Raw genomic sequence first — 17713 nt, forward strand, 5'->3', positions numbered from 1 at the left:
GCGCCGGCCTCGCCCAGTGTCCCACTGCGATGGCCGGCCGGAAACCCGGGCGGTTGTATAGCACGCGTCGCGCCGTTTTGGCCAGCGTCTTGCCGGCATGGCATGCGCTCAAATTTTGCAATTATTTCAGAACGATAGGGGGACACCCGGCGGGCCGATGATGCCGGCGGTGCGGCTCATTTCCCAGGCATGTCGCAGGTGGTGTCGCAGCTCCCCCCATCCCACCCCCATTGCGGACCAGAGGGCCGCCAGCCGGCACGCGGCTGGCCGCCCCGTCAGACCTTGCGCTCAGGCGTCCTCGAACTTGGCGATGACGAGCGTTTCGGCCAACCCGTCGCGCGTCCATTCCTGGAACGCCGGCAGCGCCATCATCGTCTCCATGTAGGCCTTGGTGTCCGGCGCCACCTCGATCGCATAGGTGCGGAAGCGGTGCACGACCGGGGCGTACATGGCGTCCGCGGCACAGAAGCTGCCGAACAGGAACGGCCCTTTCGCGCCAAAGCGGGTACGGCACTCGCGCCAGATCTCCTCGATGCGCGCGACGTTGGCCTTGGCCTCCGCCGACAGCGCCACGGGGCGGATCGGCCGATGCAGGTTCATGCCGCATTCGCTGCGCAGCGGCACGAATCCGGAATGCATCTCGGCGCACACCGAACGGGCATGCGCGCGCGCCGCGACATCGTCGGGCCACAGCTTCTTCTCCGGGTAACGCTCGGCGATGTATTCGATGATGGCGAGCGAATCCCACACCGTGACGTCGCCGTCGACCAGCACGGGCACCTTGCCGGCGCGGCTGAAGGACAGGATCTGCTCCTTGTCGGCGGGATCGTCGGTGTAGAGCGGGATCAGCGTCTCCACGAACGGGATGTCGTTGGCGCGGAGCGCGAGCCAGGGCCGCATCGACCATGACGAGTAGTTCTTGTTGCCGATCGCGAGTTTCAGCGCAGCCATGTCACTGTCCTTCGTTGAGTCCTGCGGTTGCAGCCGCTTTTAGCGCCATCGCCTGCCGCCAATCAATCGTTGCTGCGCCCCGTCGTGCGTGGCAATCGTTGCGATCGTTGCCAGGAGACGGACATGAGCAGGCATTGGGTCGACATTACCGCCGTCGGCTTCTTCATCATCGAATGGCTGGCCTATGCCCTGACGCTGGAGCATTCGGCCTATGGCCGCGACAGCCTGTCGGCGCGCATGAACCGCTATCGCGAGGTTTGGGTGCGCCGGCTGCTCGAGCGCGAGACGCGGATGGTCGACATGCAGATCATGGCCTCGCTGCAGAGCGGCACCGCCTTCTTCGCCTCCACCAGCCTGTTCGCGCTCGGCGGCGCGCTGGCGCTGCTGCACGCCACCAACGACGCGATCACGATTCTGAGCAAGCTGCCGATCGACCTCAGCACCTCGCCCGCCTTGTGGGAGCTGAAATGCGTCGGCCTCGTGCTGATCTGCGTCTACGCCTTCTTCAAGTTCGCCTGGGCCTATCGCCTGTTCAACTATGTCGCCATCCTGTTCGGCGGCATGCCGCCGGCCGCACAGCGCGGCACCCCAGAGGCCGAGGCCCACGTCATCCGCACCTCGCGCCTGTTCGAATCCGCCGGCCGCCACTTCAACCGCGGTCAGCGCGCCTTCTTCTTCGCGCTCGGCTATCTCGGCTGGTTCGTCAGTCCCTGGGTGCTGTTCGTGACCACGGCAGCCGTGGTGGTCGTGACCTGGCGCCGGCAGTTCGCGTCCAGCGCTTGGGCCGCAATGGCACCGGAGATGGTGAATGGTGGCGAGGGGATGAAGCGCGGTCATTGAGCCACGTGTCTGATCGTGGACAGGGCTCGCTCTCTCCTGCCCGTCATTGCGAGCGCAGCGAAGCAATCGCGCACTGGAACGGGGAATTCTACGGGTCGCTACGAACCAAAATCCTTCGGGCTGAACGGCAGATCCAGCACCTTCCATTCGCCGTACAGATTGGCTGGCAGCATCTTGTAGGGCTGGCAGCTCTGCAGCGCGCTCATTGCGGACTTGACGATGGCCACGCCCTTGGCGGATGGCGGCGCCTCGATCAGGATGGGCTCGCGCGCCAGCGTGCCGTCGGTGGCGAACACGGTGCGCAGCTTGACATGGACGTTGTCGGTCGGCGCGACGCCGGCCGGCAGCTTGGCGCAGCTGCGCAAATGGCGGCGAAGCTCCGCGATGACCTCGGGCGGAAGCTTCGCAGCGATTGAATCATTGGCCCCGCCGCCGTCGTCCTTGGCGCCTTTCGGCTCGACCGGCAATTCAGGCGGCAGGCCCAGCATGACCCCGTACTTGATGGTGACGTCCGGCTGCGGCGCCTGATAGGCCGGCGGCGGCGCGGTCTGCGGCTGCGGCTGCGCGTTGGCCTCACGCTGCTTCGAGCTCTGCGAGGGTTGCGGCTGCTTCTGCTGCGGCTCGGGCGAGGCCTGCTGTGATGGCGGTGGTGCCGCCGCCTGCGGCCTGGCCGCAGGCTTCGATGCCTCCGCCTCGTCGATAACATCCGGCTTCGGCAGCTTCAGATCGGGGAGCGGCTCCGGCGGCCTCGCCTCTTCCTTCTTCTCCTCGGCCTTGGCTTCCTCCTGCTTCACCTGCTCCGGCGTGACGATGTCGACCGAGACGGTTTCGGGGGGCTGGCTGTGAAACGGACGGACCTCGCTGATCACGATGATCAGCGCCACCAGCGTCAGATGGGCGATTGCCGAGGCGGCAATGTCCGTCCGTATGATCTTGCGCAGTTCCATCGACCGATCTTGGGTTGCCGCCGCGGTCCTAGCATACCCTGGGTCCCTCTCAATCCCATTTCGGGGCGAAGCCAAAGTCGGTCAGGCGTCCCTTCGGATCGGCGAGCGCGGCGATCCGGCTCATCTCGTCTTCCGACAGCTCGAAATCGAAGATCTCGATGTTTTCCGACAGGCGCTCGATGCGCGAGGTGCGCGGGATCGCAGCGACATTCTGCTGCACCAGCCAGCGCAGGCAAACCTGCGCTGGCGTCTTGCGGTGGGCGCGACCGATCTCGGCCAGCGTCTGGTCGGACTTGATGCGGCCCTTGGCGATCGGGCTGTAGGCGACGAGGGCAAGGCGATGCTGGTCGCAGGCCGCCCTCACCTTCGCCTGATCGAGATAGGGGTGATATTCGACCTGGTTGCAGACCAGCGGCTCCGCCGATAGCGCGACCGCCTGCTCGATCAGCGCCACGGTGAAATTGGAGACGCCGATGTGACGGGTCAGGCCCATCGTCTTCGCATGCGACAGCGCGCCCAGCGTCTCCGCGAGCGGCACATGAGGATTGGGCCAGTGCAGCAGCAACAGATCGACCGAGGGAAGCCGCAGGCGAGCGAGGCTCTCCTTCACCGAGCGCTCGAGATCATGGGGTGCGAAATGGTTGGTCCAGACCTTGGTGGTGAGGAAGACGTCGTCGCGGCGCACGCCGGAGGCGCGCAAGCCGTCGCCGACCTCGCGCTCATTGTCGTAGACCTGCGCGGTATCGATATGGCGATAGCCGAGCCGTAGCGCCTGCTCGACGACGCGCGCGGCCGGCCTTCCGCTCAGCTCCCAGGTCCCGAGACCGATCGCCGGAATCCTTGCGCCATTGGCCTCGACGAACAGCATGAGGAATCCTCTTCCGTTGCGGCAGCCCCAGAAGTCAGTATGGACCCGGTCGATGATGCTGCCAACGGAAGCCGCGGCGGCCGGGCCGGATATTCGATGCAGGCCTAACGGGAGGTTGTGCGTCAGGCCTTCACGTCAGGCCTTGGCGAGCGCCTGGAACACGGTGTCCGGGGCATGCGCGATCACCGCGAGCAATGCGCGGGCCGGGCCGCGCGGAGCGCGCTTGCCCTGCTCCCAGTTCCGGATGGTCTCGACGGGAACGCCGAGTTTGGCGGCGAATTCCATCTGGGTCAGGCAGGCGCGCCGGCGCAGATCGCGCACCGCGAGCGGGCCGGTGTCAGCCGGCGCCGCATCGGCCGTCGGCTGAACCGAAAGCGGCTGGACCGGAAATTCCTGCCCTTCCCGCAATTCGACGATCCGTCCGTCCGCCTTCAGCCGCAACCGCATGCCCATTCCCCCAAGCAGAGGCGATGATGCGGCAGGTCGCTTAAAGTCGGATTAAAAACGCAGCGCAGTCGGGGCACGAGGGTTAGAGTGCCTCGCCGCCTCCCCCGTCATTGCGAGGAGCTCTTGCGACGAAGCAATCCAGGATCTTTCCGCGGAGGGATTCTGGATTGCTTCGCTGCGCTCGCAATGACGTGGAGAGAGCGTGCGCCGTTCGCTACTTCAACCCGAACCAGAGCGTCGCAATCCCGAGGAAGGAGAAGAAGCCGACGACGTCGGTCACGGTTGTCACGAAGGTGCCGGAAGCTACCGCCGGGTCGGCACGCACGCGCTCCAGCGCCATCGGGATCAGGATGCCGCCGAGCGCGCCGGCGACGAGGTTGCAGATGATGGCGAGCCCGATGACGATGCCGAGGCCGGGGATCTTGAACCAGGCCACCGCGGCGATGCCGGTGATCACGGCGAAAGCGAGGCCATTGACGAGGCCGACCAGGGCCTCGCGCATCACCACGCGCCAGGCGTTGGAGGAGCCGAGCTCGCGCGTCGCCAGCGCCCGCACCGCCACCGTCATGGTCTGGGTCGCGGCATTGCCGCCCTGGCTCGCCACGATCGGCGCCAGCACCGCGAGCGCGACCATCTTCTCCAGCTGACCCTCGAACAGGCCGAGCACGGAGGACGCCAGGAACGCGGTGGCGAGGTTCACCAGCAGCCAGTTGAAGCGGCCGCGAGCGATGGTGAGGAAGGTGTCCGACAGCTCTTCATCGCTGGTGACGCCGCCGAGCGCCTTGAGATCCTCGTCCGCCTCCTCCTCGATGACGTCGACGACGTCGTCGACGGTGATGACGCCGACGAGGCGGTCCTGGGTGTCGAGCACGGGTGCGGCGACGAGATTGTATTTGCCGAACATGCGCGCCACCTCTTCCTGGTCCTCCAGGACGGAGACGCGGCGGCGGTCCTCGTCGGTGAGTTCGGTCAAGGCCACCGGCCGGCGCGTGCGCAGGAGCACGTCCAGCGGCACCGCGCCCTGCCAGTGCTGCTCCTTGTCGACCACGTAGATCTCGTAGAAGCGGTCGGGCAGATCCGGCGTCTCGCGCATGTAGTCGATCGCCTGCCCGACGGTGAAATCCTGGGGCACGGCGATGAACTCGGTCTGCATGCGGCGGCCCGCGGAGTTCTCCGGGTACAGCAGGCTGCGCTCGAGCGCGACGCGCTCCTTGAGCGGCAGCTTCTCCAGGATCTCTTCCTGCTCCTCGGCGTCGAGCGTTTCCAAGAGCTCGACCGCATCGTCGGATTCGAGCTCGCGGACGCCCTCGGCGACCGTCTCCGGCGGCAGCTCCTCGAGGATCTCCTCGCGAACCGTCTCGTCGACCTCGTTCAGCGCCGAGAAGTCGAAATCACGGCCGGTGAGCTCGACCAGGCGGACGCGGTCGTCGGGCTCGAGGGCGCCGATCAGATCGCCGAGGTCGGCCTCGTGCAGCTCCGCGACGCAGGCCCGCAGCGCCGCGCTGTCGCCGGCCTCGATCGCACGAGCGACTTCCTCCACGAATTCGTGACGAATTTCGCCGTCTTCATTGCGCATCGGCACGTGGTCGAGTACCGAATCCGCAGCGGGTGTGGCAACGTCCAGATGTTCATCCATGGCGCGCCTCGCCGTTTGACAGGTTGGAACGGGTGGTGTGAGCTGATCGTTCAGGCAATACCCACAAGGCAAAGCCGAGCGCAATGACAAAGATGCTGCGACTGAGGTGGACCTCGACCATGGCGGGCGCGCTCGTCGCGACCATCAGCGGCACTGCCGCGACAGAGGCCGCCGAGTGCCCGCGCAAGGACGCGCTCGGCACCGCGCGCGTCCTCAGTGTCGATCCCAGGACCTATCCGCGCGTGGGCCTGAAGAGCTTTCCGCAGACGCTGCCGCTGGCCGATCGCGAGGTCGTGCTGACCTTCGACGACGGGCCGAACCCGCCGACGACGTCGAAAGTGCTGGCGGCGCTGGAACAGGAATGCGTGCGCGCGACCTTTTTCCTGATCGGCCAGCACGCCTCCGAACATCCGGACATGGTCAAGCGCATCGCCCGCGAGGGCCACACCGTCGGCCATCACTCCTACTCGCATCCGTTCATGGGGCGTATTCCGTTCGAGAAGGCCATGGCTGACATCGACCGGGGCATTACCGCAGACGAGATGGCGCTGCACGGAAGCTCGACCACAACACCGTCGACGCCGTTCTTCCGCTTCCCCTATTTCGAGTCGACCCACGCACAGCTCGACCTGCTCCAGTCGCGCGGCATCATTGTGTTCGGGGCCGATCTATGGGCCAGCGACTGGGAGGAGATGACGCCGGAGCAGCAATTGAAGCTCGTCACCGAGCGCCTCGCCGCGAGCGGCAAGGGCATCATCCTCTTCCACGACAACAAGGCGCGCACGGCCGCAATGATGCCGGCGTTTCTGCGGTATCTGAGGGAGAACGGCTATCGGGTTGTGCACATCATACCGGCGGGCACATCGCAGAGGAACGCCGATACGCGCTGATGCCGGAATGTCACGCCCCGGCAAAATGGGGTGATTTGGAGCCAATTAACACTCTGTTCATGCTACCCCGTGCAAAGATAAGGGCGGCTGCGGCTGAACCGTTTTGGGCCATCTCCGACCTATCTAGGCGCCAATTGCATGGGGGCAGACGAGGTTCATGATCGGAAGTAGCGCTGTTTTGCGGACGCGATCGTGGATCGTCCTCTGTCTGGGAATGCTCACCGCCGGTTCGCCGGCCGCGCTCGCGGCCGACTGTCCCGGCCATCCCGACGCCCTCGGCACCTCCCGCACCCTCGTTGTCGATCCGCGCGAGCATCCGCTGATCGGCACCATGCAGTACCGCGAGACGCTGCCGCTGAAGGACCATGAGGTCGTCCTGACCTTCGACGACGGTCCGATCCCGAAATATTCCAACCAAGTGCTCAAGATCCTCGCCGACGAATGCATCAAGGCGACCTTCTTCATCGTCGGCAATCAGGCCAAGGCCAATCCGGAAGGCGTGCGCAAGCTGGTCGCGGCGGGCCATACCGTCGGCACGCACAGCATGGACCATCCGCTGACCTTCGACCGGATGCCGATCGAGAAGGCCGAGGCGGAGATCAATGGCGGCATCGAATGGACCGCAGCCGCGATGACCGATCCGTCGCAGCTCGCCCCGTTCTTCCGCATTCCCGGGCTGATGCGCGCCGAGGGCATCGAGAACCATCTGATCTCGCGCGGCATCCAGGTCTGGAGCGCCGACTTCCCGGCCGACGACTGGCGGCACGTCTCGTCCGACCGCGTCTACCAGCTCGCGATCCAGCGGCTGGAGGCCAAGGGCAAGGGCATCCTGCTGCTGCACGACATTCAGGCTCGCACGGTGGCTGCGCTGCCCAAGATCATCCGCGACCTCAAGGCGCGCGGCTATCGCATCGTGCATGTGGTGCCCGCCACTGCCGAACGGCCGGCGACGCCGACCACGCAGGTCGAATGGCTGCTGCATCCGCCATCCGAGACGACGCCGATCGCGCGCTGGCCGCGCGTGCCGCATTTCGTGTTTACGCAGACCAGGACGCTGCCGGCGCCCGCGCTCGCGGGCCTCAATGTGCAGGCCGAGCATCAGTCGCTGCTGCCAAGCCGGAGCAAGGGCCAGATGGACCTCGCATCCACCCTGCCCGTCCCGGGTCGCGATCTGTTCGCGATTCCGGAAGGCTCGGTCGAGGTGCTGATGTCGACGACCTTGTCGCGGCGCGCCGCGACCCGGCTCGCCATGGCGGCCGAGAGGCCGCATCCGGCCAAGGACAAGGCAGCACAGGGCAGAGGCGCGAAGGGCAAGACCGCCAAGCTGCAGGGGCGGCGTACCGCCCAGGCGGCGCCGGCTGCACCGGATCATGCGGCGCAGCCCGTCGACATCGTACCCAAGAGTACCGCAGCGAAGAGCGCCGCGGCCAATGGCGCGGCCTCGAAGGGCGTGCCGCCCCGTCCGACCCGCGTCGCCAGCCTGAAAAAGCGCGCCTGAGCTGCTATTGCCGCATGATGGCGGCGACGCAGAGCAGCACGATCAGCGCCAGGAAGAACAGGTCCATGTAGGACTTGATCTCGCCGTCTCGCCGCAGCCGCGCGACGTCGGTGATCACCTGCTTGCGCGCGGTGGTGCCGCCCGAACCATCGTTGATCGGAGCCTGAAGGCGCTTGGTCTCGGCCTCCAGCTTCTCGATCTTCTGGAAGAAATAGAACGCCCGCAGCGTCGAGGCCGCGCGCATGGCGGCATAGACCAGCACCAGGATCGCCAGGATCGCCCGGTTCGGATACTTCTCCATGAAGTTCAGGCTGAAATAGACCACCGCCATGAAGGCGAAATTGGTGAGGAAGCGGTAGACGAAACTGAGAAAGACCATGCTGGCTCGAACCTTGAGGGGGTCGCAACCCTATGGTGTTGCGACGTGCGGGATCGGGACCCAGACTGGAACGGCGAGCCTGGATGCGGCCCGTCTACGCCAAGTTTGTTTCAACAAAGATACTGCCGCCCCCGCAACTAGCCGCCTTTTAGCCTGACGCGGCCATAAGGCAAGCCGGAGCATGGCTCCTTGGCCCTGCGCGCGCGAAGGGCCCGCAACGGCTCAATAGCGATTTGGCCGAAGGCGCGGTAAACTGCGACCGTCGCCATATGTGGGGTTCTTCCGATGCCGAAGAAGGGAATCACGGGCCACGACGACTGGGTTATGACCGAGGCACTCGCGACCGCCCTGGTCGCGCTGGAGCAGCTCGAGCCGAAGCACCAGCCGAACGCGCATATGGAGGACATCCGCAAGCTGCTCGCGAACGGCAAGGAGCCGGCCGCGGTGAGCCTGCATCTCGCCCAGGCCAAATGCCGCCTGTTTCCCGAGCTCGATCCGCTGGAGATCTACCGGGAATACGGCATTGGCGAGGAATATGGCTAGGGCCCGCCGGCGATCGATCCTGCGATCACCATGACCAGCGCGCCGAGGTCGATCTTGCCGTTGACGGTCAGCTCCTCCGACCCCGTCGCGTCTGCAGCGCCTTGCACCTTCAGCGATTGCGGCCGGTCGGCGGCCTGACGTTGCAATTCGCCGACGATCGCTTCCTTGAGTTTCTCTTCCAGCATGGGCACCTCCTCAAGCCGCCATCGCGCGGCAGGATTGGGCGCAGGAGCGGCACGTCGCGACGCATTCGTCCATGCCGCCGATCCGCGCGCAATCCTCGGCACATTCGGTGCAGATTTCGGCGCACTCACCGCAGGTGTGCTTATGATGCGGCGTGTTGATCAGCATGAAGTGCGCGGCGGTCCGGCACATCTCGGCGCAGGCCATCATCAGGCGGAAATGCTTCGGCTCGACATGCTTGCCGCCGGTCTCGAGGCAATGGTTCATCGCCGTGCCGAGACATGTCTGGTAGCAGCTCATGCAAAGCGCGATGCAGCGGGTCATGTCTTCGGATTGAGCCATCGGTTGTCTCCAGTTGCGCGCCCCGCTCCGCTCGACCAAAGCGGGGCAACGCGCTTCGTTCCCGGTTCCAGTCGATTGTGAGGCTCACCGCCGTCCCATCACGCAAATCGCGGCGGCAGGCTGTTGTGGATCGTGCAGGCCGCGACTGCCGCGTGGCCGAACGCGACCGAGATCTGGTGCAGGTCGGTGACCACGTCGCCGATTCCGTAGAGCCCGGCGATCGACGTGCGCTGGTGATCGTCGACCACCAGATAACCCTCCCCGGTATGGTCGGCGCCAAGCGCCATCGCGAGCTGCGAGCGCACCTCGGCACCCATCGCGGGATAGACCAGCTCGAATTGCGCCGTCCTGCCGTCGGCGAAGACGGCTTCGACGCCCTCGCCGCTTCGCCGCAACCGCAGGTCGGGCGCGAACACGACCTCGACGCCGGCCTCGGCCAGCCGTGACGTTGCCGACCGATCGTCATCCTGCCCGATTGCGAGCAGCGTCACGTCGCGCGAATAGCCGCGCAGGAACAGCGCCTTGCCCGCAGCGCGCGCGAGCGGGCCGATGACGCCGATGCGGCGGCCGGTCGCCTCGAAGGCGTCGCAGACCGGGCAATAGCGCAGCAGGCCATCCGCGACGGCGGCGCGCCATGCGTCGAACGGCGGATGGGTATCGACGATCCCGCAGGCGAGAATGACCGTGGCAGCCACATGCGCACGGCCATTCCAGCTGGCTTCGAAACCATGTTCGTGACGCTGCAACGCCGTGACCTCGGCCTCCACGCGTGTGACAGCGAGCTCGTTCAGCTGGGCCGACATCCGCTCGATCAGCTCCGTGCCGGACAGACCGTGGACGAAGCCGGGGACATTGTGGCTGCGCGGGATCAGAGCCGCCCGGCTCGCGCCGGCGTCCACGACGCAGACGCGGCGGCGAAAGCGCGCCAGATAGATCGCGGCCATCAGTCCCGCCGGCCCGCCTCCGACGATCAGGCATTCAACTCCTGGCGCGCCGGTCATTTGGGGTTCGGGTCCGCAAGACCGGCACCGGGCTCCTCGAGGCGCCCGCTTCGCGCGAGTCGGACTGCGTTGCCGAGCGCGCGCGCCGCATTCTGCACTTGCTGCTGGAATTCGCGGTCCTCGTCGAGCTCGCGATGGGATGTGGCGTATGGCTCGCCGTAGCCGACATAACCGTCGAGCTCGGCGTAGCGGCCTGCCGAGATCAAGTGCATGTCGGTCAGCCAGTCGGACAAGGCCCGGCGCACGCCCTCGGCCCCGACTGCATCGCCGTGAACGACGAGGCCGAAATGGCGGCCGGCGAGATGGCGCGGATAGGGCCAGCCCTTCAGCTCGATTGCCTTGGCTTCCGCGGCGTTCTTGCCGTGGGTCGAGGTCGGATCGGGATTGCCGCCGTCGGCACAGACCATGCGGTCCATCATCGCCTTGAGACCAGCGGGCACGTGATACCAGTTCACGGGGGCGACGATCAGGATGCCGTGGGCGGCGACCCACAGCGGATAGATCTCGTTCATCCAGTCGTGGGTCTGGCCCAGCGAGTAGTTCGGATAGCAGCTGCACGGCCAATGGCACAGCGGCATGGCGGTGCCGACGCAGGACTTGCAGGGATGAATGTTCCTGCCGAATTCCGAGGCGAGGCGCGACAGATCGAGGATGTCGACGGCCAATCCCATCTCGACGAACACGGGCTCGGCCAGCTTGACCAGCCGCCAGGTCTTGGACATCTCGCCCGGACAGGTGTGCTCGCTGCGGGCAGAGCCGTTGATGATCAGGATGCGCGGCGTCTCGTCGGCATCGTCGTGGCGGCGCTGCGCGTCCAGGATTTTTGCGCGCGCATCGAGCCAGTCGACGGCGAGATCGTAGTCCGGATCGGAGAAGCCTGCGCCAGCCTTCCGCGTCAATGGTGCCTTGCGCGAATTTCTGTAGGCATCCCACGCCGCAGCGGTGATGGCATCGAGCTCACGCCCGAGCGGAGCAAAGGCGGGATCGACGAACCGATCCCTGTAGCGCTGCTCGAACTCCTGGCGCGACAGCTTGACGGGCGGCATCCCCTTGCGAATGTCGGCATCCGTCATGCTGGCTCCTGGCGAGATCGGTGTCCTTCGACCCAACCCAGCGCCCAGCGCGCGGTTCCCAACGCTTTACTGGCGAGCAAGCTCCTGCGGCGCATCGAATTTGGCGATCCGCTGGTCCAGCCGCCACAGCTCGATACGATGCATCAGGACGAGCGAGGCGGCCTCGCGCTTGGCCTCTTCGTCGTCGTCGCAGACCAGGCTGATGCATCCGAACACGTGTCCGTCCGGATCGATCTGGAACGCACGGTAATGCTTGATGCTTGCCACTAAGGGTGTCCTCGCCTGGGAGCGGCGGGTGCGCTCAGCCAATCCGTCAGGTTCGAGGTCACTTCGTTCTGCTTGGCCCGGCGCAGCAGCATCTCGCGCTCTCTGCCGGGCGGCAGGCTGCTCGCGCGCTCGCGGGCGCTTTCGGCAAAGGCGGCCAGCCGCTCCTGAAGCGTTTGGGTTTGTTTCCTGCGGTTACGTTTCGCGGTCATCTGTGCTTTTGAACTCTCGTGGACAATTCGGTTCGAAGGAAATCGGCCCCGGCGGGGGATCGGGCGCCGGGGCCTAAGTTCTCTTGTCACTCAAGTCGCTTGCCGGTCGAGGCGGCTCGGCCCGGCAACGATTGTAGCTTCCGTCGCAACAACCGGTTCCAGCATTTCCATAAGTTAACGCTGCGCGATTTTGCGCAAAGCACAACCGCGGGATCGATCGGTCCGGACTGCGCCGGAACCGAAATGCTGATTCGTATGTTCAAGGACGACTTGAAGGAGGATCATCATGGCAAAAGCAGCATGGAAACGACCGGGCTCGCCGATCGGCCGCAAAGGACCGCGCAAGGCAAATCCCACCTACAAGCGCCGCGCGCGCGAGCCATGGACAGCGGCGGATGTGAGCAAGCTCAAGCAGCTCGCGAAAGGCAACACGCCGACTGGCGTGATGAGCATCAAGCTGCAGCGCCCCGTCGCAGCCATCCGCAGCAAAGCGCAACGCGAAGGAATTTCGCTGCGGCCCGTCAACCGCTCGCCGTACAACAGGCGAAGCAAAGCGGCGAAGCGGCGCTGACGGGCATCGCCGGGCTAGTTCGGCGGCTGCAGGCCCGGCGACCTCAGCCACTCGCTCATCTGCGATCCCGTTTCCGCCTGACGCGCCTTGCGCAAGATCTCATCTCGCGCCGCGCCGGGCGGAAGCAAGTTAGCTTGTTCGCGCAGCCGCTCCGCCTCGGCGGCGAGCCGCGCTTCCAAAGTGTCGACTTGCTTGAACCGATGTCGCGTCCTCATCAGGCGTCCTCCTGGTGCATGAGGTCGAGCGCGTCGTTGCGTTCCGACGGGTGTTGATGCCAGGCTGCACGCACAGCCTCGCAGAGGATCTAACGTTCCAGAAGGGGAACGGTTGCCTGTTACGGCGAAAAGACCGGAGCTAAGATTCCTCGTTCTCGCGGCGCGCCCTGATCTCGGAGCGAAGCATGGCGCTGTCCATGATAGCGAGGCGCAAATCGTTCACCGCGTCGCCATAGCGTCCCGCGACTTGTCTGTGCTGCTCCCGAAGGGCGCGGCTCTCTTCGATAACGCGTGTTGCGCGGGCAAACAGGGTCTCTGGCATCAGACATCATGCAACAGAGCTCGCGAGCACGCACTTGCATAGGTTACTTAAACGGCGCCAACGGCTCAAAAAGCGTCGCCGATTAACCTGGATCAAGCCGTCACAACCCCGCCGGATCGTCCTCAACCGCGCACGGGTAGCTAGGTACAGGAATTGACCCGCAGATCGCCGATTTGCTTAGCTGAATCGCCGCAGCGGGTGTACGGTGACCTCATCACTGGCTGAGGCTCTGCCCGTAGGCGCCGGTGGCTGAGAGACCGATGGTGCTCCCGCCTGCATGACCCGGGGGAGCGCCTGATGGCGAAGCAGCCGCGTTATCCATCGCAATCCGATGAGAAGCACGTGGAGCAGGTTCGCAAGGCGATCCGTGAATCGCTGGAGGTATTGACGCTTCCTCGACCGGATACGTTTCTGGGCCGGAAAACTCACGAGCCTTTTCCAAGTGAACACGACGAGGATGTGCAGGACGGACAGCGCCCCAAATCGGCATGATTGCGCGCAGGACGACGTCCTGCTCCGGCCCATATCGGCGAAACGACTCGTCCGCGCCGGGACGGAACGGCGTCAGCGAACCGCTTCGGTCGTCCGGTAGAGCCGCAGATAACTCGGCGAATACAGCGCCGCGTTCTTGAGCGCATCGAGGTTGGGGATGGTCAGCGTCCGCTCGCGGAGCACGATCAGCCCCGCGGCGCGCAGCTCCTGGAGCGTCCGATTGAGGTGAACGACGGACAGGCCCGTGGCATCGGCCAGATCCATTTGCGTCACCGGCATGAGGCAGGAATTGCCGTCGACCATTCCCACCGGTCGAAGCCGCTCGAAGATCTCGCAGAACAGATGCGCCACGCGCTCCAGTGCGACGCGGCGGCCGAGATTGATCGCCCATTCGCGCTGGATTGCGCTGTTGAGCAGCGTCTCGCACCAGAACGCTTCCGAAAGCGTGGAATTGTTGGCGAGGAGGCTCTCGAAGCGGGCGCGCTTGATCTCGGCATAAACCGCAGGCGTCAGCGCCACGATCGAATGGTCCATCTCCGAGAGCAGGTAGGCATGCGCATCACAGCTTTCGCCCGGGAAGATGAAATTCACGATCTGCCGCCGGCCGTCCTCCAATGTCTTGTAGCGGCCGAGCCAGCCCGACAACAGCACGCGGACGGCATCGACGGGATCACCCTCGGTGATCAGGTCCTCGCCCGTCCCGGCACGCTGGAGTCCTTCGAGCAAGGCGTATTCGAGCGACGCCCGAGCCTCGCTCGACAACGGCCGCAGCGCGCTCAGCCGGCGGATGACCGGCTCCACGACGCCGCGATCGGCTGTCGACAACGGCATCAGGCGGCCACCACCGGCGTGTGGAAAGCGCGCTTGGTCAGGGGGATGGTGATGGTGCATTGCAGCCCGCCAGGATTGAATACCATCGTGGTCTGCCCCTTCAGCTCGAACGCCAGTGTGCGCTCCAAAAGCTCGGTCCCGAATCCCTTTCGCGGTCTTGTCGTGACAGCGGGTCCGCCGCGCTCCCGCCACTCGAACACCAGCTCCGCCGGGTCGGTGCTCTCGTCGACGCGCCAGGTCACCTCGATGCGCCCGCTCGGCTGGCTGAGAGCGCCGTATTTGAGCGCATTGGTCGCGAGCTCGTGGATGGCGAGTGCGAAGGTCTCGGCGGCCTTGGGCTGGAAGCGGACCTTGGGGCCCGAGACCCGCATCTGCTCGCCTTCGCGGGCATTATAGGCGAGCAATTCTTCGACCACGAGATATTCCAGATCGACGCCGCCTTCGGGATCGCGCGTCACCAGCGCCTGGGTGCGGGCGAAGGCGTTGAGACGGCCGTCGAGGTGGGAGGCGTATTCCTCCACGGTCGAGCTCGTTTCCGCCGAGCGGCGGGCGATCGAGCGCACCACCCCGAGCGTGTTGCGAACCCGGTGCTGGAGCTCGGCGAGCAGCAGGCGCTGCCGCTCCTCGGCACGGGTGATTGCGGTGACGTCGATGAAGGTGATGACGACGCCCGCGATGAAATTGTCGATACTGCGATATGGCAGGATGCGCACGATGTAACGCGTGCCGCTGTCCGGCGCGCTCAGCTCGCGCTCGACGCTGGCGAGCGTGCGCAGAACGCGGCGAACGTCATCATAGAGCTCCTCGATCGGGATACGCGCCTTGATATGGCTGATCGGCCGCCCCGTATCGGTCTCGACGAGATGCAGGAGCTGGGTGATCGCCGGCGTGAAGTTCATCACGCGCAGATCGTTATCGAGGAACACCGTCGCGATCTGCGTGCTCTCGAGAAAATTCTTGAGGTCGCTGGTGGCACGCGTCAGCTCCTGAACGCGGTGCGCCAGCTCGCCGTTGACGGTGGTCAGCTCCTCATTGACGGACTGCAGCTCCTCGCGCGAGGTTTCCAGCTCCTCGTTGGCCGACTGCAACTCCTCATTCAGCGATTGATATTCCTCGTTCGAGGATTTCAGCTCCTCGTTGGTGCTTTCGAGCTCCTCGATCGTCGCCTGGAGGCGCTCGCGAGTCGCACGCAGCTCGCTCTCAAGGCGCTCGACATGCTCGGTGCGCACCAGCGCGTTGGGATCGGAATGGTCGACCTCGATGGTCCGCGCCGGGCCGTCCTTGAACAGGACGACGAAATTGCGATGGCCGCCGGTGCCCTCCTGAATCGGCTCGACCGTAATGTCCACCAGGACGCGATGACCGTTCACCCCAAGTTGAACCTGCTCGGCATGGACGGGCTCGTTGGTTTCGGCGGCGCGGCTGAGCGCGGTGCGCAATTCCAGCCGCAGATCGCGATGCACGAGCTGCATCAGGTCGAGCGTGGCGACGCCTGCAGTCGGCTCGATATAGCGACCGGTGCGCCCGGAGAAATGCAGGACCTGGAAATGATCGTCGGTGATGACATAGGCCGGCGCATAGCGCTCGGCGATGCGCTGGGCGCGCCGCTCGAGGCCGACGTCGGGGCCGAAGGCGCGCGTTGCGGGCACTTCGACCGGCACCCGGCCGGCCGCGGTCGTGATCGGAAATTCCGGCGGCAGCCGCGTTCCGGTCTCCAGCTTCTTGAAGATCCGGGCGCGGCGGTCGATCGGCGCGAACAGCTTGGGATGCCGGGTCACGTTCTCGGAATTGCCGAGGAACAGATAGCGCTCCGGCAGCAGCGCGAAATGGAACAGCGGTATTACCCGGTTCTGCAGCTCGGCATTGAGATAGATCAGCAGATTACGGCAGGAGATGAGATCGAGCTTGGAGAACGGCGCATCCTTAGTGACGTTGTGCTGCGAGAAAATGCACATCTCGCGCAGCTCCTTCACCACGCAATAAGTGTCGCCCTCGCGCACGAACCAGCGGGCCAGCCGCTCGCTCGGCATGTCCGCCTCGATGTTGGTGCGGTAGCGGCCGACGCGCGCGGCTGCGAGCGCCCGTCCATCGATGTCGGTGGCGAAGATCTGGACCTGCGGCACGGAGTCCATCCGCGCCATGTACTCACGCAAGAGAATGCCGATCGAATAGGCCTCCTCGCCCGTGGCGCAGCCGAGCACCCAGACGCGGAGCTGCTGGCCTGCGCCCTTTCCCTCGAATATCTTCGGAATGATCTGGGTCTCCAGCACCTCGAACTCGCGCTTATCGCGGAAAAACTCGGTGACGCCGATCAGGAGGTCGTTGAAGAGGTTCTGGGCCTCGTCCTTGTCGTTCCGCAACAAATCGACATAGGCGGCGATGTCCTCGATCTGAACCACCTGCATGCGCCGCTGCACCCGGCGCAGGAAGGTGTTCTGCTTGTAGCCGTGGAAGTCATTGCCGGTCTTGTTGCGGAGGATGTCGGCGATGCGCGACAGCGAAGCCGCGGCGGCTGCCAGCACCTCGTCAAAGCCCTGCTTCTCCTCGAGGCGCCGCAGATGACGGGTGTAGACTTGGATGTGCTCAGGAATCTCCTCCGGCGGCAGCACGTAGTCGGCAATGGCGGCGGGCGTGTTGCCGTCGACCAGATGCTCTGCGTCTTCCGAGCGGTCGATCTTTTCGGCGATGGCCAAACCGCCGTGATCCTTCAGCGCCGCCGTACCGAGCGTGCCGTCGCCGCCTGTACCTGCCAGGATAACGCCGATCGAACGCTCGGCACGTTCTTCCGCGAGCGAGACGAGGAAGCTGTCGATGGAGGCGCGCTCGCCGGGCGCCTGCTCGGCCTTGCGGGTCGCGAACCGGTCGCCCTGGATCGTGGTGATCGCCGCCGGCGGGCACAGATAGATCGTGCCGCCCTCGATCGCATGGCCGTCGCGGATCTCGGCGACCTTGCTGTCGTTGGATCCCCGCACGATCCCGCGCAGCCACGGCTCGTCGAAGGCCTCGTGGTGCTGAAGCGCCAGCACGACAGCTTGATCGGCCCCAACGGTCAGCTTGGCAAAAAAACGTTCGATGCTGTCCAGAGCTGCGGGCGAGGCGCCCACCCCGATGATCAGCGGGGCCTTGATCTGGCGCTCTCCATCAACCGGCTGGTCGCCGACTTCATTCATGGCTCAGGTAGCTTTCCTTGTGACCGGGACCAACGGCC

Annotated in this window: 21 protein-coding genes; 6 read left to right on the forward strand and 15 right to left on the reverse strand. The window is 65.4% G+C overall.

Annotation, left to right across the window (positions count from 1 at the left end; genetic code table 11):
• Positions 1-288 precede the first annotated feature (288 nt).
• Positions 289-951 (reverse strand): glutathione S-transferase family protein, encoded by a 663-nt coding sequence (locus HZZ16_RS06840; RefSeq protein WP_197947753.1) that lies wholly within the window; start codon positions 949-951, stop codon positions 289-291.
• 123 nt (positions 952-1074) lie between these two features.
• Between HZZ16_RS06840 and HZZ16_RS06845 the strand changes: the two genes are divergently transcribed.
• On the forward strand, positions 1075-1791 hold the full coding sequence (locus HZZ16_RS06845; RefSeq protein WP_197947754.1) for a DUF599 domain-containing protein: 717 nt from the start codon (positions 1075-1077) through the stop codon (positions 1789-1791).
• Positions 1792-1889: 98 nt separating this feature from the next.
• Here the strand turns inward: HZZ16_RS06845 and tolA are convergent, their stop codons facing one another.
• From tolA to mgtE, 4 genes are all read right to left on the reverse strand, one after another.
• The gene (gene tolA, locus HZZ16_RS06850) at positions 1890-2738 is read right to left on the reverse strand and encodes a cell envelope integrity protein TolA (protein WP_197947755.1); all 849 of its coding nucleotides are present in this window, start codon (positions 2736-2738) and stop codon (positions 1890-1892) included.
• 49 nt (positions 2739-2787) lie between these two features.
• A complete protein-coding gene (locus tag HZZ16_RS06855; protein WP_197947756.1) occupies positions 2788-3606 on the reverse strand; it encodes an aldo/keto reductase in 819 nt (272 codons plus the stop codon).
• Between the two features lie 135 nt (positions 3607-3741).
• Complete coding sequence (locus HZZ16_RS06860; RefSeq protein WP_197947757.1) at positions 3742-4059, reverse strand: helix-turn-helix domain-containing protein; 318 nt, start codon at positions 4057-4059, stop codon at positions 3742-3744.
• A 208-nt stretch (positions 4060-4267) separates the two neighbouring features.
• Positions 4268-5689, reverse strand: a complete 1422-nt coding sequence (gene mgtE, locus HZZ16_RS06865) for a magnesium transporter (protein WP_197947758.1) — start codon at positions 5687-5689, stop codon at positions 4268-4270.
• Between the two features lie 83 nt (positions 5690-5772).
• Here mgtE and HZZ16_RS06870 point away from each other — a divergent pair, with 83 nt between their 5' ends.
• Complete coding sequence (locus HZZ16_RS06870) at positions 5773-6579, forward strand: polysaccharide deacetylase family protein (protein ID WP_197947759.1); 807 nt, start codon at positions 5773-5775, stop codon at positions 6577-6579.
• A 157-nt stretch (positions 6580-6736) separates the two neighbouring features.
• Positions 6737-8077, forward strand: coding sequence for a polysaccharide deacetylase family protein (locus tag HZZ16_RS06875; RefSeq protein ID WP_197947760.1), 1341 nt, complete (start codon positions 6737-6739; stop codon positions 8075-8077).
• A 4-nt stretch (positions 8078-8081) separates the two neighbouring features.
• On the opposite strand, the gene HZZ16_RS06880 is transcribed toward HZZ16_RS06875, so the two are convergent.
• Complete coding sequence (locus HZZ16_RS06880) at positions 8082-8456, reverse strand: hypothetical protein (protein WP_197947761.1); 375 nt, start codon at positions 8454-8456, stop codon at positions 8082-8084.
• A 285-nt stretch (positions 8457-8741) separates the two neighbouring features.
• On the opposite strand from HZZ16_RS06880, the gene HZZ16_RS06885 reads away from it, so the two are divergent.
• A complete protein-coding gene (locus tag HZZ16_RS06885; protein WP_197947762.1) occupies positions 8742-8999 on the forward strand; it encodes a hypothetical protein in 258 nt (85 codons plus the stop codon).
• Here the strand turns inward: HZZ16_RS06885 and HZZ16_RS06890 are convergent.
• The 6 genes from HZZ16_RS06890 to HZZ16_RS06915 all read right to left on the reverse strand — a co-directional run bounded on the left by HZZ16_RS06890 (position 8996) and on the right by HZZ16_RS06915 (position 12074).
• Positions 8996-9184, reverse strand: coding sequence for a hypothetical protein (locus HZZ16_RS06890; RefSeq protein WP_197947763.1), 189 nt, complete (start codon positions 9182-9184; stop codon positions 8996-8998). The two genes, HZZ16_RS06885 and HZZ16_RS06890, sit on opposite strands and share 4 nt — an antisense overlap.
• Positions 9185-9194: 10 nt before the next feature.
• The gene (locus tag HZZ16_RS06895; RefSeq protein ID WP_197947764.1) at positions 9195-9524 is read right to left on the reverse strand and encodes a four-helix bundle copper-binding protein; all 330 of its coding nucleotides are present in this window, start codon (positions 9522-9524) and stop codon (positions 9195-9197) included.
• Positions 9525-9622: 98 nt separating this feature from the next.
• Positions 9623-10525 carry an NAD(P)/FAD-dependent oxidoreductase gene (locus HZZ16_RS06900; protein ID WP_197947765.1) on the reverse strand — a complete coding sequence of 301 codons (903 nt, stop codon included), beginning with the start codon at positions 10523-10525 and terminating at the stop codon, positions 9623-9625.
• On the reverse strand, positions 10522-11598 hold the full coding sequence (locus tag HZZ16_RS06905; protein WP_197947766.1) for a flavodoxin family protein: 1077 nt from the start codon (positions 11596-11598) through the stop codon (positions 10522-10524). Before HZZ16_RS06905 ends, HZZ16_RS06900 begins: the two co-directional genes overlap by 4 nt.
• 66 nt (positions 11599-11664) lie before the next feature.
• Positions 11665-11865 carry a hypothetical protein gene (locus HZZ16_RS06910; protein WP_197947767.1) on the reverse strand — a complete coding sequence of 67 codons (201 nt, stop codon included), beginning with the start codon at positions 11863-11865 and terminating at the stop codon, positions 11665-11667.
• A complete protein-coding gene (locus HZZ16_RS06915; RefSeq protein ID WP_197947768.1) occupies positions 11865-12074 on the reverse strand; it encodes a hypothetical protein in 210 nt (69 codons plus the stop codon). Before HZZ16_RS06915 ends, HZZ16_RS06910 begins: the two co-directional genes overlap by 1 nt.
• A 286-nt stretch (positions 12075-12360) precedes the next feature.
• Between HZZ16_RS06915 and HZZ16_RS06920 the strand changes: the two genes are divergently transcribed.
• The gene (locus tag HZZ16_RS06920; protein WP_172783320.1) at positions 12361-12645 is read left to right on the forward strand and encodes a hypothetical protein; all 285 of its coding nucleotides are present in this window, start codon (positions 12361-12363) and stop codon (positions 12643-12645) included.
• 14 nt (positions 12646-12659) lie between these two features.
• On the opposite strand, the gene HZZ16_RS06925 is transcribed toward HZZ16_RS06920, so the two are convergent.
• Positions 12660-12860 carry a hypothetical protein gene (locus HZZ16_RS06925; RefSeq protein WP_197947769.1) on the reverse strand — a complete coding sequence of 67 codons (201 nt, stop codon included), beginning with the start codon at positions 12858-12860 and terminating at the stop codon, positions 12660-12662.
• 619 nt (positions 12861-13479) lie between these two features.
• Here HZZ16_RS06925 and HZZ16_RS06930 point away from each other — a divergent pair.
• Entirely contained in the window at positions 13480-13674 is a 195-nt protein-coding gene (locus HZZ16_RS06930) for a hypothetical protein (protein WP_197947770.1), read from the forward strand.
• A 72-nt stretch (positions 13675-13746) separates the two neighbouring features.
• On the opposite strand, the gene HZZ16_RS06935 is transcribed toward HZZ16_RS06930, so the two are convergent.
• Both HZZ16_RS06935 and HZZ16_RS06940 read right to left on the reverse strand, forming a co-directional pair.
• Positions 13747-14505, reverse strand: a complete 759-nt coding sequence (locus HZZ16_RS06935; protein WP_197947771.1) for a Crp/Fnr family transcriptional regulator — start codon at positions 14503-14505, stop codon at positions 13747-13749.
• Complete coding sequence (locus tag HZZ16_RS06940) at positions 14505-17675, reverse strand: CheR family methyltransferase (protein WP_197947772.1); 3171 nt, start codon at positions 17673-17675, stop codon at positions 14505-14507. The genes HZZ16_RS06935 and HZZ16_RS06940 overlap by 1 nt, the downstream gene beginning before the upstream one ends.
• Positions 17676-17713 lie beyond the last annotated feature (38 nt).

Source organism: Bradyrhizobium glycinis (assembly GCF_016031655.1).
GTDB classification, from domain to species: Bacteria; Pseudomonadota; Alphaproteobacteria; order Rhizobiales; family Xanthobacteraceae; genus Bradyrhizobium; species Bradyrhizobium glycinis.

What these genes read in the sequence shown, in the direction of transcription:
- HZZ16_RS06905 (WP_197947766.1), bottom strand. Translation starts at nt 11,598, where the DNA reads ATGACGGATGCCGACATTCGCAAGGGGATGCCGCCCGTCAAGCTGTCG.
- HZZ16_RS06925 (WP_197947769.1), bottom strand. Translation starts at nt 12,860, where the DNA reads ATGAGGACGCGACATCGGTTCAAGCAAGTCGACACTTTGGAAGCGCGG.
- HZZ16_RS06880 (WP_197947761.1), bottom strand. Translation starts at nt 8,456, where the DNA reads ATGGTCTTTCTCAGTTTCGTCTACCGCTTCCTCACCAATTTCGCCTTC.
- HZZ16_RS06900 (WP_197947765.1), bottom strand. Translation starts at nt 10,525, where the DNA reads ATGACCGGCGCGCCAGGAGTTGAATGCCTGATCGTCGGAGGCGGGCCG.
- HZZ16_RS06935 (WP_197947771.1), bottom strand. Translation starts at nt 14,505, where the DNA reads ATGCCGTTGTCGACAGCCGATCGCGGCGTCGTGGAGCCGGTCATCCGC.
- mgtE (WP_197947758.1), bottom strand. Translation starts at nt 5,689, where the DNA reads ATGGATGAACATCTGGACGTTGCCACACCCGCTGCGGATTCGGTACTC.
- HZZ16_RS06920 (WP_172783320.1), top strand. Translation starts at nt 12,361, where the DNA reads ATGGCAAAAGCAGCATGGAAACGACCGGGCTCGCCGATCGGCCGCAAA.
- HZZ16_RS06875 (WP_197947760.1), top strand. Translation starts at nt 6,737, where the DNA reads ATGATCGGAAGTAGCGCTGTTTTGCGGACGCGATCGTGGATCGTCCTC.
- HZZ16_RS06840 (WP_197947753.1), bottom strand. Translation starts at nt 951, where the DNA reads ATGGCTGCGCTGAAACTCGCGATCGGCAACAAGAACTACTCGTCATGG.
- HZZ16_RS06895 (WP_197947764.1), bottom strand. Translation starts at nt 9,524, where the DNA reads ATGGCTCAATCCGAAGACATGACCCGCTGCATCGCGCTTTGCATGAGC.
- tolA (WP_197947755.1), bottom strand. Translation starts at nt 2,738, where the DNA reads ATGGAACTGCGCAAGATCATACGGACGGACATTGCCGCCTCGGCAATC.
- HZZ16_RS06860 (WP_197947757.1), bottom strand. Translation starts at nt 4,059, where the DNA reads ATGGGCATGCGGTTGCGGCTGAAGGCGGACGGACGGATCGTCGAATTG.
- HZZ16_RS06885 (WP_197947762.1), top strand. Translation starts at nt 8,742, where the DNA reads ATGCCGAAGAAGGGAATCACGGGCCACGACGACTGGGTTATGACCGAG.
- HZZ16_RS06870 (WP_197947759.1), top strand. Translation starts at nt 5,773, where the DNA reads ATGACAAAGATGCTGCGACTGAGGTGGACCTCGACCATGGCGGGCGCG.
- HZZ16_RS06930 (WP_197947770.1), top strand. Translation starts at nt 13,480, where the DNA reads ATGGCGAAGCAGCCGCGTTATCCATCGCAATCCGATGAGAAGCACGTG.
- HZZ16_RS06940 (WP_197947772.1), bottom strand. Translation starts at nt 17,675, where the DNA reads ATGAATGAAGTCGGCGACCAGCCGGTTGATGGAGAGCGCCAGATCAAG.
- HZZ16_RS06845 (WP_197947754.1), top strand. Translation starts at nt 1,075, where the DNA reads ATGAGCAGGCATTGGGTCGACATTACCGCCGTCGGCTTCTTCATCATC.
- HZZ16_RS06890 (WP_197947763.1), bottom strand. Translation starts at nt 9,184, where the DNA reads ATGCTGGAAGAGAAACTCAAGGAAGCGATCGTCGGCGAATTGCAACGT.
- HZZ16_RS06855 (WP_197947756.1), bottom strand. Translation starts at nt 3,606, where the DNA reads ATGCTGTTCGTCGAGGCCAATGGCGCAAGGATTCCGGCGATCGGTCTC.
- HZZ16_RS06915 (WP_197947768.1), bottom strand. Translation starts at nt 12,074, where the DNA reads ATGACCGCGAAACGTAACCGCAGGAAACAAACCCAAACGCTTCAGGAG.